This is a genomic window from Pseudomonas sp. GGS8 (assembly GCF_024168645.1).
GTDB lineage: Bacteria > Pseudomonadota > Gammaproteobacteria > Pseudomonadales > Pseudomonadaceae > Aquipseudomonas.
Genome location: NZ_JALJWF010000001.1, coordinates 1,843,830 through 1,859,249, shown reverse-complemented (window position 1 = coordinate 1,859,249; position 15,420 = coordinate 1,843,830). Strand labels below are relative to the sequence as shown.

The 15,420-nt window shown below is 56.9% G+C and carries 12 protein-coding genes; 7 read left to right on the top strand and 5 right to left on the bottom strand.

The features are described 5' to 3' along the window. Positions 1-8: 8 nt before the first annotated feature. Positions 9-143 carry a 50S ribosomal protein L34 gene (gene rpmH, locus J3D54_RS08145; protein ID WP_003213577.1) on the bottom strand — a complete coding sequence of 45 codons (135 nt, stop codon included), beginning with the start codon at positions 141-143 and terminating at the stop codon, positions 9-11. A gap of 568 nt (positions 144-711) precedes the next feature. Between rpmH and dnaA the strand changes: the two genes are divergently transcribed. The 4 genes from dnaA to gyrB are packed head-to-tail and all read left to right on the top strand — an operon-like array spanning position 712 to position 6,922. Next, positions 712-2,232 (top strand): chromosomal replication initiator protein DnaA, encoded by a 1,521-nt coding sequence (dnaA, locus tag J3D54_RS08140; RefSeq protein WP_253417449.1) that lies wholly within the window; start codon positions 712-714, stop codon positions 2,230-2,232. Between the two features lie 39 nt (positions 2,233-2,271). Then, positions 2,272-3,375, top strand: a complete 1,104-nt coding sequence (gene dnaN / locus J3D54_RS08135; RefSeq protein WP_253417448.1) for a DNA polymerase III subunit beta — start codon at positions 2,272-2,274, stop codon at positions 3,373-3,375. A gap of 20 nt (positions 3,376-3,395) precedes the next feature. Further along, positions 3,396-4,499, top strand: coding sequence for a DNA replication/repair protein RecF (gene recF, locus J3D54_RS08130; protein WP_105342583.1), 1,104 nt, complete (start codon positions 3,396-3,398; stop codon positions 4,497-4,499). Between the two features lie 5 nt (positions 4,500-4,504). Then, positions 4,505-6,922, top strand: coding sequence for a DNA topoisomerase (ATP-hydrolyzing) subunit B (gene gyrB / locus J3D54_RS08125; RefSeq protein WP_253417447.1), 2,418 nt, complete (start codon positions 4,505-4,507; stop codon positions 6,920-6,922). A gap of 122 nt (positions 6,923-7,044) precedes the next feature. Here the strand turns inward: gyrB and J3D54_RS08120 are convergent, their stop codons facing one another. Continuing rightward, positions 7,045-7,842, bottom strand: coding sequence for a helix-turn-helix domain-containing protein (locus J3D54_RS08120; protein WP_253417446.1), 798 nt, complete (start codon positions 7,840-7,842; stop codon positions 7,045-7,047). 158 nt (positions 7,843-8,000) lie between these two features. On the opposite strand from J3D54_RS08120, the gene J3D54_RS08115 reads away from it, so the two are divergent. Further along, positions 8,001-8,900, top strand: a complete 900-nt coding sequence (locus tag J3D54_RS08115) for an EamA family transporter (protein ID WP_253417445.1) — start codon at positions 8,001-8,003, stop codon at positions 8,898-8,900. A 122-nt stretch (positions 8,901-9,022) separates the two neighbouring features. Here the strand turns inward: J3D54_RS08115 and J3D54_RS08110 are convergent, their stop codons facing one another. Then, on the bottom strand, positions 9,023-9,742 hold the full coding sequence (locus J3D54_RS08110; RefSeq protein ID WP_253417444.1) for a response regulator transcription factor: 720 nt from the start codon (positions 9,740-9,742) through the stop codon (positions 9,023-9,025). A gap of 767 nt (positions 9,743-10,509) precedes the next feature. Between J3D54_RS08110 and J3D54_RS08105 the strand changes: the two genes are divergently transcribed. Together J3D54_RS08105 and J3D54_RS08100 are read left to right on the top strand one after the other, a co-directional pair. Further along, positions 10,510-11,505, top strand: coding sequence for a FecR domain-containing protein (locus J3D54_RS08105; protein WP_253417443.1), 996 nt, complete (start codon positions 10,510-10,512; stop codon positions 11,503-11,505). A gap of 18 nt (positions 11,506-11,523) precedes the next feature. Next, positions 11,524-13,836, top strand: coding sequence for a CHASE2 domain-containing protein (locus J3D54_RS08100; RefSeq protein WP_253417442.1), 2,313 nt, complete (start codon positions 11,524-11,526; stop codon positions 13,834-13,836). A 182-nt stretch (positions 13,837-14,018) separates the two neighbouring features. On the opposite strand, the gene J3D54_RS08095 is transcribed toward J3D54_RS08100, so the two are convergent. Together J3D54_RS08095 and gmhB are read right to left on the bottom strand one after the other, a co-directional pair. Next, a complete protein-coding gene (locus tag J3D54_RS08095; protein ID WP_253417441.1) occupies positions 14,019-14,798 on the bottom strand; it encodes a 1-acyl-sn-glycerol-3-phosphate acyltransferase in 780 nt (259 codons plus the stop codon). Positions 14,799-14,879: 81 nt separating this feature from the next. Next, entirely contained in the window at positions 14,880-15,419 is a 540-nt protein-coding gene (gene gmhB / locus J3D54_RS08090) for a D-glycero-beta-D-manno-heptose 1,7-bisphosphate 7-phosphatase (RefSeq protein WP_253426532.1), read from the bottom strand. Position 15,420 lies beyond the last annotated feature (1 nt).

Here is a 15,420-nt window from a genome sequence, read left to right as displayed (position 1 = left end):
CCGGATTATCAAACTGCCAGACGCGCACGACCTTTGGCGCGACGACGCGACAGGACGGCACGACCGTTCTTGGTAGCCATGCGAGCACGGAAACCGTGGGTACGAGCGCGTTTGATAGTGCTTGGTTGGAAAGTACGTTTCATTGTCGTGTTACCTGGTTCGTCCACAACGGGCCGGAATGGCCCCCGTTTTAAGAGACCGGGGATTCTAGAGAAAGCAAGCCTCTAGGTCAATTTCCAACCAACGTTTCCTTATAAATAGATCTCCAGAGGTTTTGCTCATCCGCAGGTCGTTCGCTAGATATAGAAATAAAGAAGGGAATTATTTAAAGCTTTTCTGTAAAGCTTGTAAAAGCTAGGGAAGCGATCATCTGTGGATAACTACCTTAAGCCCTTAAAAACCGTGATGTACAGAGAATGACAACTACGGTGGAAAACAGTGGTCAGCCTGTGCTGCGCTATCGGATAAGCTGTGTGTGGAAAGGCTAGTTATCCACAGGCGGCTTATCCACTGAGTTTCGCCCCCACTTGTCCAGTGCCCTCATGGGCGGTTATCCACAGAGCTTACGCACATACCGTTGGTCTTCTTTTCGAGGGTTAACGCATTGATAATTCATGCCCTGTGCGCAACCTGCATGTGGATAAGTGGGCGTCTGGCCGCTACAATGACCGCTTGTTTTTGCCTCACCGGCTTTCAACTTAGGGGATATCCGTGTCAGTGGAACTTTGGCAGCAGTGCGTGGAGCTTTTGCGCGATGAGCTGCCTGCCCAACAATTCAACACTTGGATCCGTCCGCTACAGGTCGAAGCCGAAGGCGACGAGTTGCGTGTCTACGCGCCGAATCGCTTTGTTCTCGACTGGGTCAACGAAAAGTACCTGGGCCGCGTCCTTGAACTGCTGGATGAGCACGGCAATGGCATGGCGCCGGCGCTTTCCTTATTAATAGGCAGCAAACGCAGTTCAGCACCGCGTGCGGCACCCAATGCCCCATTGGCCGCTGCGGCGTCCCAGGCTCAGGCGGCTGCCGCACCGGTCAGCGCTCCAGCCCCTGCTCCAGCGGCGGCACAGACCAAGCGTTCGACGCAAAAAGTTGCCGAGGTCAGTGAAGAGCCGTCCCGCGACAGCTTCGATCCGATGGCCGGCGCCAGTTCGCAACAGGCCCCGGTTCGTTCCGAGCAGCGCACGGTGCAGGTCGAAGGTGCGCTCAAGCACACCAGTTACCTGAACCGCACCTTTACCTTCGAGAACTTCGTCGAAGGTAAGTCCAACCAACTGGCGCGGGCTGCGGCCTGGCAGGTGGCGGACAACCCCAAACACGGCTACAACCCGCTCTTCCTTTATGGCGGCGTCGGTTTGGGTAAAACCCACTTGATGCACGCTGTGGGTAACCACCTATTAAAGAAGAACCCGAATGCCAAGGTCGTGTACCTGCATTCGGAGCGTTTCGTGGCCGACATGGTCAAGGCGCTGCAGCTGAACGCGATCAACGAGTTCAAGCGCTTCTACCGGTCGGTGGATGCGTTGCTGATCGATGACATTCAGTTCTTCGCTCGCAAGGAACGTTCGCAGGAAGAGTTTTTCCACACCTTCAACGCCCTGCTCGAAGGTGGCCAGCAGGTCATTCTCACCAGTGACCGCTATCCGAAAGAAATCGAAGGCCTTGAAGAACGCCTCAAATCCCGCTTTGGCTGGGGCCTGACGGTCGCCGTCGAGCCGCCGGAGCTGGAAACCCGTGTAGCGATCCTGATGAAAAAGGCCGACCAGGCCAAAGTCGATCTGCCACACGACGCGGCATTCTTCATCGCCCAGCGTATTCGCTCCAACGTCCGTGAGCTGGAAGGCGCGCTTAAACGCGTGATCGCCCACTCGCACTTCATGGGCCGCGACATCACCATCGAGCTGATTCGCGAATCCCTGAAAGACTTGTTGGCGCTGCAAGACAAACTGGTCTCTGTGGATAACATTCAGCGCACCGTCGCCGAGTATTACAAGATCAAGATCTCCGACTTGCTGTCCAAGCGTCGTTCACGCTCGGTAGCACGTCCGCGTCAGGTCGCCATGGCGTTGTCCAAGGAATTGACCAACCACAGCCTGCCGGAAATCGGCGATGTGTTTGGCGGCCGCGACCACACGACTGTTTTGCACGCCTGCCGCAAGATCAACGAGCTTAAGGAATCCGACGCGGACATCCGCGAGGACTATAAGAACCTGCTGCGTACACTGACCACTTGATGAACACCAGCGCAGCTTATTAAGGCAAGGGACTAGACCATGCATTTCACCATTCAACGCGAAGCCCTGTTGAAACCCCTGCAACTGGTCGCAGGCGTCGTCGAGCGCCGACAGACCTTGCCGGTGCTTTCCAACGTGCTGCTGGTTGTCGAAGGCCAGCAACTGTCGCTGACCGGTACCGACCTGGAAGTCGAGCTGGTCGGTCGTGTGCAACTCGAAGAGCCTGCGGACCCGGGTTCCATCACTGTGCCAGCGCGCAAGCTGATGGACATCTGCAAGAGCTTGCCGAACGATGCGCTGATCGATATCAAGGTCGACGAGCAGAAGCTCGTGGTGAAGGCCGGCCGTAGCCGCTTCACCCTGTCGACCCTGCCGGCCAATGACTTCCCGACAGTGGAAGAAGGCCCGGGTTCGCTGACCTGCAGCCTTGAGCAAAGCAAACTTCGTCGTCTGATCGAACGCACCAGCTTCGCCATGGCGCAGCAGGACGTGCGTTACTACCTCAACGGCATGTTGCTGGAAGTCTCGGCCGGGATCATCCGCGCCGTGGCGACCGACGGTCACCGTCTGGCCATGTGCTCGATGCAGGCCGATATCGGTCAGCCGGATCGTCATCAGGTCATCGTGCCACGCAAAGGTATTCTGGAGCTGGCGCGTCTGCTGACCGAGCCGGACGGCAACGTCAGCATCGTCCTGGGCCAGCATCATATCCGTGCCACCACCGGCGAGTTCACCTTCACCTCGAAATTGGTCGACGGTAAATTCCCTGACTACGAGCGCGTTCTGCCTAAAGGCGGCGACAAGCTGGTACTCGGCGATCGCCAGGCCCTACGTGAAGCGTTCAGCCGTACCGCGATTCTGTCTAACGAGAAGTACCGCGGTATCCGTCTGCAACTGGCCACCGGTCAGCTGAAGATCCAGGCGAATAACCCGGAGCAGGAAGAAGCGGAAGAAGAAGTGGGCGTTGAGTACAACGGCGGCTCTTTGGAAATCGGCTTCAACGTGAGCTATCTGCTCGACGTATTGGGCGTGATGACCACCGAGCAGGTTCGCCTGATCCTGTCCGACTCCAACAGCAGTGCGCTGGTGCAAGAGTCCGACAACGACGACTCGGCTTACGTTGTCATGCCGATGCGTCTGTAATCATGCTTAGCAGAAGCTAGATGTCCTTAAGTCGCGTCTCGGTCACCGCGGTGCGCAATCTGCACCCGGTGACCTTCTCCCCCTCCCCCCGAATCAACATTCTTTACGGCGCCAACGGCAGCGGCAAAACCAGTGTTCTGGAAGCCATTCATCTGCTGGGGCTTGCCCGTTCGTTTCGTAGCAGCCGTCTGTTGCCGGTCATTCAGTACGAGCAATTGGCGTGCACGGTATTTGGCCAGGTCGAATTGGCCGAGGGCGGGCACAGCGCATTGGGGATATCTCGCGATCGTCAGGGAGAGTTCCAGATCCGCATCGACGGGCAAAATGCCCGTAGTGCGGCACAGCTGGCGGAGATCCTGCCGCTGCAGTTGATCAACCCGGACAGTTTCCGCCTGCTGGAAGGCGCGCCGAAGATTCGCCGGCAGTTTCTCGACTGGGGTGTGTTCCACGTGGAACCGCGATTCATGTCCACGTGGCAGCGCTTGCAGAAGGCCTTGCGCCAGAGAAACTCTTGGCTGCGGCATGGTACACTTGACGCCGTTTCGCAAGCGGTTTGGGACAGGGAACTGTGCCAGGCCAGCGATGAAATAGATGAATACCGCCGCGCTTACATCAAAGCCTTGAAACCAGTCTTTGAACAGACCTTGAGCGAACTGGTTGAGCTTGAGGGCTTGACGCTCAGCTATTACCGAGGCTGGGACAAAGACCGTGAGTTGAGTGCAGTGCTCGCCGGATCCCTTCAGCGGGATCAGCAAATGGGTCATACCCAGGCCGGACCACAACGTGCTGATTTGCGTCTCCGATTAGGCGCACATAACGCCGCGGACATCTTGTCCCGTGGTCAGCAGAAGTTGGTGGTCTGTGCATTGCGGATTGCCCAAGGGCACTTGGTCAGCCAGGCACGACGCGGCCAGTGTATTTATCTGGTGGATGACCTGCCGTCCGAACTGGACGAGCACCACCGTCGCGCGCTTTGCCGCTTGCTGGAAGACTTACGCTGCCAGGTCTTTATCACCTGTGTAGATCATGAATTATTGAGGGAAGGCTGGCAGACGGAAACGCCAGTCGCTTTGTTCCACGTGGAACAGGGCCGTATCACCCAGACCCACGACCATCGGGAGTGAAGGCATTGAGCGAAGAAAATACGTACGACTCAACGAGCATTAAAGTGCTGAAAGGCCTGGATGCCGTACGCAAACGTCCCGGTATGTACATTGGTGACACCGACGATGGCAGCGGTCTGCACCACATGGTGTTCGAGGTGGTCGATAACTCGATCGACGAAGCTTTGGCCGGCCACTGCGACGACATCAGCATCATCATTCACCCGGATGAGTCCATCACCGTTCGCGACAACGGTCGTGGCATCCCGGTAGACGTGCACAAAGAAGAAGGCGTCTCGGCGGCCGAGGTCATCATGACCGTGCTGCACGCCGGCGGTAAGTTCGACGACAACTCCTACAAAGTTTCCGGCGGTCTGCACGGTGTAGGTGTATCGGTAGTTAACGCCCTGTCCGAAGAACTGGTCCTGACCGTTCGCCGCAGCGGCAAGATCTGGGAACAGACTTACGTCCACGGTGTTCCTCAAGAGCCGATGAAAATCGTTGGCGACAGCGAATCCACCGGTACCCAGATTCACTTCAAGCCTTCGGCTGACACCTTCAAGAACATCCACTTCAGCTGGGACATCCTGGCCAAGCGGATTCGCGAACTGTCCTTCCTCAACTCCGGTGTCGGCATCGTCCTCAAGGACGAGCGCAGCGGCAAGGAAGAATTGTTCAAGTACGAAGGTGGTCTACGTGCGTTCGTTGAGTACCTGAACACCAACAAGACTGCGGTCAACCAGGTGTTCCACTTCAACGTCCAGCGTGAAGACGGCATCGGCGTGGAAATCGCCCTGCAGTGGAACGACAGCTTCAACGAGAACCTGTTGTGCTTTACCAATAACATTCCGCAGCGCGATGGCGGTACTCACCTGGTGGGTTTCCGTTCGGCACTGACACGTAACTTGAACACCTACATCGAAGCGGAAGGTCTGGCGAAGAAGCACAAAGTCGCCACTACTGGTGACGATGCCCGCGAAGGCCTGACGGCGATCATTTCGGTGAAAGTGCCGGATCCGAAGTTCAGTTCCCAGACCAAAGACAAGCTGGTGTCTTCCGAAGTGAAGACCGCGGTCGAACAGGAAATGGGCAAGTACTTCTCCGACTTCCTGCTGGAAAACCCGAACGAAGCCAAGCTGGTCGTCGGCAAGATGATCGACGCGGCGCGTGCTCGTGAAGCAGCACGCAAGGCCCGTGAGATGACCCGCCGCAAAGGCGCGCTGGACATCGCCGGCCTGCCGGGCAAACTGGCGGACTGCCAGGAAAAAGACCCTGCCCTCTCCGAACTGTACCTCGTGGAAGGTGACTCTGCTGGCGGCTCCGCCAAGCAGGGACGTAACCGCAAGACCCAGGCCATCCTGCCATTGAAGGGCAAGATCCTGAACGTCGAGAAGGCGCGCTTCGACAAGATGATCTCTTCGCAAGAAGTGGGCACCTTGATCACCGCGCTGGGCTGCGGCATCGGTCGCGACGAGTACAACATCGACAAGCTGCGCTACCACAACATCATCATCATGACCGATGCTGACGTCGACGGTTCGCACATCCGCACCCTGCTGCTGACCTTCTTCTTCCGTCAGTTGCCGGAGCTGATCGAGCGCGGCTACATCTACATCGCCCAGCCACCGCTGTACAAGGTCAAGAAAGGCAAGCAAGAGCAATACATCAAAGACGACGACGCCATGGAAGAGTACATGACGCAGTCGGCCCTGGAAGATGCGAGCCTGCACCTGAACGAGGAAGCCCCGGGTATCTCCGGTGAAGCCCTCGAGCGTCTGGTGAATGACTTCCGTCTGGTGATGAAAACCCTCAAGCGCCTGTCGCGCCTGTACCCACAGGAACTGACCGAGCACTTCATCTACCTGCCGGCCGTGAGCATGGAGCAATTGTCCGATCATGCAGCGATGCAGGATTGGCTGGCTCAGTACGAAGTTCGCCTGCGCACCGTCGAGAAATCCGGCCTGGTATACAAGGCCAGCCTGCGTGAAGACCGTGAACGTAACGTGTGGCTGCCAGAGGTCGAACTGATCTCCCACGGGCTGTCGAACTACGTCACCTTCAACCGCGACTTCTTCGGTAGCAACGATTACAAGACCGTCGTTTCCCTGGGCGCTCAACTGAGCACTCTGCTGGACGACGGCGCTTATATTCAGCGCGGCGAACGCAAGAAAGCCGTCACCGAATTCAAGGAAGCCCTTGAATGGCTGATGGCCGAAAGCACCAAGCGCCATACCATCCAGCGATACAAAGGTCTGGGTGAGATGAACCCTGACCAGCTGTGGGAAACCACCATGGATCCGGGCTCACGCCGCATGCTCAAAGTGACCATCGAAGACGCCATCGGCGCCGACCAGATCTTCAACACCCTGATGGGTGATGCGGTCGAACCTCGCCGTGACTTCATCGAAAGCAACGCCCTCGCGGTGTCCAACCTGGACTTCTGATCCTGCAGGACCGCTAGAGTAAAAAAGGCCAACGCATAGCGTTGGCCTTTTTTATTGCGACGTACATTTCGTGGTGGAAACACTGCCCAGGGGTCGATCGTTTCCCCTTCTTGATCAATCGCTCAGAACATCGATGCACCTTTGGACTTGGCCAGATAACGCCCCGGTGAATCCCCCAGGTTACGCCGAAATACCGAGGTAAATGCGCTTGGGCTGCTGTAACCCAGATCAATTGCCACTTCGGTGATAGATGAGCCATTGCTCAGTCTGGACATGGCTTCGAGTAGACAGACTTGCTGTCTCCAGAAGACAAAACTCATGCCAGTCGCGTCCCGAAAACTTCGCGTGAACGTTCGCCGGCTCATGCTCGACCAACTGGCCATTTCACTGATGGAAATATTCTGCGTGGGGGCATCGAGGAATCGATGGCACGAAAGGGCCAGTCGAGGTTCCGAAGGCAATGGTGCGCTCAATGGAAGCTCCGACATGGCGCCGATTTCATCCACCAGTAGCGTCTGCACGGATTGGCTTCGGATATTGGGCGGTTGCTCTGGATCAATGGCCAACACCGCTTCCAACAGGTGCCTGAGCAGCGGCGAAACATTGTAGACCTGGCAATGCTCCGGCAAACCGGCGCGGATGGAGGCAGCCTCATTGAGATAAGTATTGATCATGGTCACGTCGCCGCGCATATGCATTTCATGCGACACGCACGCGGGAACCCAAAGCGCTCTTTGAGGCGGGACAACCCAATTCCCCTGATCGGTGAACATCTTCAACGCGCCCGTCGAGGCGTACGCAAACTGACCACGACTGTGCGTATGCCGGGCAAAAACAGTACCCGAAGAATACTTGCGCAGGCTCACCACAGCATCGGGGCTTCCATGCTCGTAGGGATCCAGTGTTGGATTGATCGACATGGCCCGATTTTGACAAAAATAGACCTGCTATAGCAAGCAGGCCAAAATTTTGGACCATAGAATCGCATCTCCAAAAAAACCTGATGCAGAAACGGTTCGCATTGAACTGATGGGAATGCGGCATACCGGGGTGTGCCGCTTAATGTGAGGCTAGGGATATGCAGAAAAAACATTTGGTTCTGGCGATACTCGTCACCTTAGTGTGGGGAGTGAACTTTCCAATCACCAAGCTGGGTTTACGCTCGATCGATCCCTTTGTGTTAACTGGTATACGCTTTGCCCTCGCCGCCATACCCTTGGTGTTCTTCATAAAACGCCCCGCCATCAAGTTCAGCTATGTCGCCGCCTACGGCTTCATTTTCGGATTGGGTATGTGGGGCGTGATCAACTATGGCATTCAGGTCGGCGTCAGCCCCGGTATTGCTTCGCTGATCATCCAGCTCAGCGTGTTCTTCACCATGGGTTGGGGGGCGTTACTGTTTAAAGAGAAGCTTCGCGGTGCTCAGCTTCTCGGTGCGCTGCTGGCATTGGTTGGGTTGGCAGGCGTCATTTCTACCCAGCAAGGGGAGCACGCGATACTTGGAGTACTGCTGATTGTGCTGAGTGCCGTCGCCTGGAGCGTAGGCAACGTCATTATCAAGAAATCCGGTGTCAAAGAGATCTTTTCATTCATGGTCTGGGCTAGTCTGTTTCCACCCATCCCGCTCTTCTTCATCGCTTGGCTCATGCGGGGCGCCGCGCCCTTTGAGAACCTGCAAAGCAGTCTCGACTTGACGGCTGTGCTATCGATTATATTCCAGGTTTATCTGGCCACACACTTTGCCTATTGGGGGTGGAACTCGCTGTTGAAGCTTTATCCTGTTTCAACAGTGGCACCGCTGTCGTTGTTGATTCCGGTATTCGGCATCGGCAGTTCGATGCTGATTATCGGCGAACACATCTCGATACCGAACTTGATTTCAATTGCGATCATTATTATGGGGTTGGCAGTCGGCCTCTATCGCAAGTCCGCCGGCACAATCCATGCCGCCCCCAGAGCCAGGTTGCGCTCGGACTAAGGCGATCGAGCCAGAACATTGATCAATTGAAATCTACATGGGCGGGGTATTGGTTCCCTGCGCAGAACTGCCGTAATGGACACTGCCAACGTTCAGCGTTGGACTTTTTATTGTTCGTCGAATCATTCGCTAGCGGTGGCCACGCTCTCAAGCCGATACCCATAACCGTAAATCGTCAGCAGTTGCCAACCGCGATCTGCCGTCAGGCCCAGCTTGTTGCGCAGACGATAAATATGAGTATCGAGCGGGCGGGAGGAGACTATTTCTTCATGGGTCCAAAAGCGCTCATACAAGTATTCACGGGACAAAGGTCGGCCCAGATTGGCGAACAGGCAGCGGGCGAGACGGTATTCCCGTTCGGTCAGGCTGATGGGGGTGGAGGCACGGGTGACGGTGAGTTCGGCGTCGTCGAATTCGAGGTCATTGAATATGAGTATTTCGGTGGCTGCTGTGCGTTGCAGCCCATGTCGGCGAAGCACTGCGCTGACCCGAGCCATTAGTTCGTTAGGACGAAACGGTTTGCTCACGTAATCGTCGGCTCCGGCGTTCAAGGCCTGGACGATATCGCTTTCGGTATCGCGACTGGTGAGCATGATCGCGGCCGGTGGTGAGTCCATGTGTTCCCGGGTCCAGCGCAACAATGACAGGCCGCTGACATCGGGCAATTGCCAGTCGAGGATCAGCAGATCGAAAGTTTCCCGGCGAAGTTGCCGTAACAAGTCCTCTCCCCGCTCGAAACTGTGCAACGTCCACGCCTGCTCCCCCGTTACGGGGATCTGTCGCAGTGTCTGTTCCACCCGGCGGAGTTCGGCGGGTTCGTCATCCAGTATTGCGACACGCATGCCGAGTGTTTCCTTCATCTCGTAAGTGCAACGTTAAGAAAGTTTCTGCGGGAGTTTAGGCTGATTGGTTGAATCTGAACAATTGTGACGAATTGCTGTGAACTTCCCAAGTCTGGATACGCTGATATCACTTAGCCGGTAGGCGATGAATCATCGGCAGAATGCTCAAGAGGGACAGTGGGAAAGATGCGTCCAAAGATTTTCTTTAACGGAGTTACAAGATTGGCAGCGTTGATGTTGGCCGCGGGTCTCGGATTGGGATGCACCACGGTCCAGTCAACACCCGCCATCGAGCAGAATTCTGTACCGCATTACTTTGGCCCGGCAGAGACAAACACAGTGATGGGCGACTCGCCAGGCTTTGCCCCAGTGCACTACGCACAGGTGGAAGCCGCCCAGCCCGACATTCGCTCGGCGCAACAACGTTGGGTGTTTTAGGCGCCTTCAGTCAATTCTGAACAAATATTGAGAATGATCGCGCATGGTCCCTTATGCCGGTAAATTCATTTTCGCTGAGCGGCACAGGGGCATTGGGATGTGCTCCGACGCAGGGAGCGTCAACACCAAACTGCAGGACCGTCGATCGCCGGTTTTCGGCGGGTCTGCAGTTCAGGGGAAAACATACGGAGTGCCTGCTCGGTTCCGACACAGGGATGTGTCGTTCCATTTCCTTTGCTCCCATGGCTATCTGCCAGAGCATCCGGTCAGGTATCGTGCGTCAAGTGCGTTTCCCGGCATGATTTCTATAAGAGCATAAACGCCAATTCATGAACCCCATGACCTTATTGCTCCCGCGCCGTTCTGGCGTTTGTCTTTTGCTGGTTGCCGGCTTGATGGGATTGCTCACCCAGAGCGCATCGGCGGCTGCCATCTCTGCAAAACGTTTGCCTTATATCGATGACAACCAACAATGTCGCGGCCAACCGCTGCCTGCGACTGTCGAGCACCTGACCGGCGAAGCCTGGAAGCTGGACGCCAAAGGTAAACAGACGCCACTGCAAGAAGGCATGCCGATCGATGAGCAGGAAGGCGTCAAGACCTCGCCCTCGGCGTTTGTCAGCCTGTCCCTGGGCGATGGCTCGCGGGTGGTGCTGCCCTCCAGCTCTCAGATCACGCTGCACCTCAATGAAGAACATTCGATCCCTCAGGTTATCCTTGAGCAGGGTCAGGTCGAGTCATATGTGATCAAACGTGCCAGCGACCATGATCGTTTTCAGATCGTCACGCCGGTTGGTGTACTGGGCGTACGGGGTACGCATTTCCGGGCGCGCAACGATGATGGTGGCCAGGCATTACTGGAAGTGCTGAACGGGCAAGTGGCGGTCAATCGCGATGAGGAGCGGCCGTCCCCCCGCTCTGCCCGCTCCACTGCCAAACGGACTCAGGGCCCTGAGGATGACGAAGTCCAGGTCATGGCTCGTCAGGGTTTGCGTATTCAGAAACATGGCACGTTGACGCCAATCGACTTGTTACCCGCCCCGCGTTTGTTGGGGCAGGCCGGTCAGACGGGTAATGTGCCTGTCTGGCAATTGATCATGAAGCCCATCGAAGGGGCCACGCGTTATCGGGCGCAAGTAGCCACCGACGCCGCTTTTCTGGACATCAAGCAAGAGCAGTTTTCCAGCACGCCCGAGATCAAATTCAGCGGGCTGAAAGCGTTGTTCTATCATGTTCGCCTGTCGGCGTATGACGCTCAGGGGTTAGAGGGAGAAACCGGGGTGTATGACATTTTTTATTACCCCAGGACTACGCGTGTCCAATAGCGCCCCGGCCGACGACCGATGAAGTGCCGCCCAAGGAAGGACGGTCGCGAGCCGACCCAGGCTCAGCGGTTGTTTCGGCGAATGGTCCGCGAGTGGCTGTGGGTCAGCCTGATCCTGTTGCCGCTGACGGCGGTGCTGTCCATGACCCATGGTCTGGTCTTGAGCAATCTGCTGTACGACAACCTGCGTCGGCTGAGCCCGCTGCCGGTGGACCCACGAATACTCATTGTCACGATCGACGACTACAGCTTGCAGCAGCTTGGCAAATGGCCCTGGCCGAGGGCCATGCACGCGCAGTTGCTTGATCGGCTAGGCGCCGCGAACGCCAAAGGCATTCTGTTCGACGTGATCTTCAGTGAACCCGATAACCATCCCGGCAACGATCAGCTTCTGGCCCAGGCGGCCTGCCGAGCCGGAAATGTCTTTGTGCCGCTGTTGCGCGAAGGTGTGGCGCGTTATGGGCAACCTTTGGGAGAAATTGAGCCGGTGGCGCCACTGAGCCATTGCGCCAAAGGCATCGGGCACATCAATGCCGAAGCAGATGCCGACGGGATCGTGCGCAGTGTGTATTTAAGCGAAGGACCGGCACAACAAACACGCGCGCAACTGGCTTGGCTGTTGTACAAAGAGACCCTTGCCGACAAGGAAAATGTACCGATGCCCGGGACCCCGGCCCTGTCGTCGACGCAAGGCTGGCTGCGAGCCCACGAAATACGGATTCCTTTCATCCGTTCCGATGCGGGTTTTCCCAGTGTCCCCTACGTCAGCGTATTACGTGGTGAAGTCCCGCCCGAGTTGCTACGCGATCGCTTGATCCTGATCGGCTCCACCGCTCCAGGTTTGGGGGACCGTTACGTGACACCGCAATCGGCGAGCATCGGCACCACCCCGGGCATCGAGATTCAGGCGAATATCCTCAACGGGCTGCTGCAACAACGCAATATCGTGGAGGTCGATGAACGCTTGGCGGCGTTGTTATCGGTGGTGATTGTCGGTGAGTTGCTGGGCCTGATGTTGGTGCGCCCGCGTCGCGCGCTATGGTTGACCCTGGGGGCAATGGCGGTCGCGCTGCTGGGTTCGAGCCTGCTGTTACGTCTTGGCTGGTGGTGGTCACCGGCCGCGAGTTTGCTGGGTATGCTGTTGGGTTACCTGATCTGGAATTGGCGAAGGCTGAATGCGGTGCTCGCCTATTTCGGCTGGGAACTGGCGCGCCTGGACAGCGAGCCGAAAGTCTTTCCCGAACGCCGCCGTACCCAGGCCCCGGCTGGCGATGTGTTGCAAGGGCAAATCGTCGCGCTGGAGCAGGCCATGAGCCGGACCCGCGACACCCGGCGTTTCATTGCCGATGGCCTTGAGTACCTTCCGGTGGCGACGCTGATCAGCGATCCGAACGGGCGCATTCTGTTGGCCAACCGCAAGGCTCGAGAGATATTTTCCAGCAGCCTGGTGGGCGAGGAGATGTTCGAGCAACTGAGCGAATTGGGTTACCCGGTGCCGACCGATGGAACGCTAACTGCATTGTCGACCCTGGAGCCGCTGGAGTTTCGTGACACCCAGGCACGCAGCTTGCGTCTGGACCTGGCGCCTCTATTGCCGGCCGAAGGCGACTCGGTGATTGGCTGGTTACTGAGCCTCACTGACTTGAGCGTCGAACGGGATGCCGAGGAACAGCGGGCCGTGTTACTGCGTTTCCTGTCTCATGACCTGAGGGCCCCCCACTCGGCGATTCTGGCTTTGCTCGACGTTCAGCGGCATCAGGTGTCTGGCGATACTCAAGTGTTCAGTCAGATCGAGTTACAAGTGCGCAAGGCGCTGAACCTGACCGAGGCCTTTGTGCAGTTGGCAAAGGCTGAATCCGAGGCCTATCAATTTCAGCCGAGCATGTTCGCGATGTTGCTGCTCGATACCTTCGACCAGGCCTCGAGCATCGCTCATTTGAAGAACATTCAGTTGCTGCATGACCTCGACGAAGATGCTGAAGCTCTGGTCCTGGCCGATCAGTCGTTACTGACACGGGCACTGTTCAACTTGCTGGAAAACGCCATCAAGTACAGTCCGGCGGGTTCGCGGATCACCGTGCGGGTGAGTTGTGCCAAGGGTTGGTTGACGTACGAGATCGCCGATCAGGGCCGAGGGATTGCCGTCGAAGAACTTCCCGAGCTGTTCAGTCAATATCGACGCTTTGCATCGGCTCACGGCAGTGACGGCCTGGGGTTGGGGTTGTCCATGGTCAAGGCCGTGGTGGATCGTCACGGCGGGCGGATTTCCTGTCATAGCGTGCTGGGACAAGGCACGACGTTCAGTGTCCAACTGCCCCTATTGAGCGAGTGAGCCGAACACTTTTCACAGGCATAAAAAAACCGGCTATATCAGCCGGTTTTTTTACGTCCAGAAAAAACTTATGCACGTTTTTCGAGGTTTTATCTGCTTAAGAAATATGTATGTAAATCAAAAGCTTAAAAACAAAATACAGCGATTTTCAACAAAACGGTACACAGGTTATCCACAGAATCTCAGACAGTCACTTGATCGGTCGCACTCGGTGCCGCCGGGGCTGCTGGCAGCGAACCCATTTCGCGTTGCATCTGTTCGTTCCAGGCCTGCACCCGGTCATTCAGGTCGGCGATGGCCCGTGGCCCGCTACCCTCGGCGTACATCGGAGCGCCGATGATCACGGTAATCACGCCCTGCTTTTTGGCCCAACCGGTTTTTGGCCAGAACTTGCCGGCATTGTGTGCAATTGGCAGCACGGGCAATGACGCATTGACGGCCAATGCGGTGCCGCCACGGGAGAACTTGCCGATGGTGCCGAAGGGAACGCGAGTCCCTTCCGGGAAAATCAGCACCCAGACATTGTCCTTGAGCAGTTCATCGCCCTTTTTCGCCACATGCTTGAGCGCAGCTTTAGGGTTGTCACGGTCGATGGCGATCGGTCGCAGCATGGCCATGGCCCAGCCGAAGAACGGTACGTAGAGCAGTTCGCGCTTGAGCACCTGGCTCAACGGTTCGAAGTAGGCCGAGAGAAAGAACGTCTCCCAGGTGCTCTGGTGGTTCGACTGAATCACGCAGGGCTGTTCAGGCACGTTCTCGGCGCCCTTCACTTCGTAGCGAATACCCAGAAAGACTTTGCTCAGCCACAAGGCACAGCGGCACCAATACACGTTGATAAAGCGATAGCGCGCCTTGAACGGTAGAAACGGCGCGATAAAAAAGCTCAGGGTGCACCAGAGCAACGAACTGGTGCCCAGCAGCAGGTAAAAGAGGAAAGTTCTGATGGCCTGCAGTATCGACATGGCGACATTTACCGTTGCGGGCACTGCCCGCCTATTCAAGCGCACTCCCGATCAGTCCTTGGCCAGGATGTCAGAAGAGCCTTAGTTGTGGATAAGTTCTGCGGCAATCGCCGCCAGATCATCAAAAATCAAGGTGCCCGCCGGTAGGGTCTTGCCCTGAGTCTTTTCGCCTTTCCCGGTCATTACCAAAACAGGCTGACAGTCGACGGCTTTGGCAGCCTCCAGGTCACCGAGAGTATCGCCGACGAACCACAGATTCGTCAGCGAAACGTTGTAATGCGCGGCGATGGTTTTCAACATCCCGGGTTTTGGCTTGCGGCAATCGCAGCCGTCGTCTGGGCCGTGCGGGCAATAGACGATCAGCCCGACTTCGCCGCCCTGCTCCGCCACTAACTCGCGCAAGCGGGCGTGCATGGCCTCCAGGGTGGCGATGTCGTAGTAGCCGCGAGCGATGCCCGACTGGTTGGTGGCGACCGCCACCGTCCAGCCGGCCTTGCTCAACTGCGCGATCGCTTCGATCGAACCGGGGAGTGGAATCCACTCCTCCACCGACTTGATGTACGCGTCGGAGTCGTAATTGATCACCCCGTCCCGATCGAGAATCAGCAGTTTCAACAGCAGC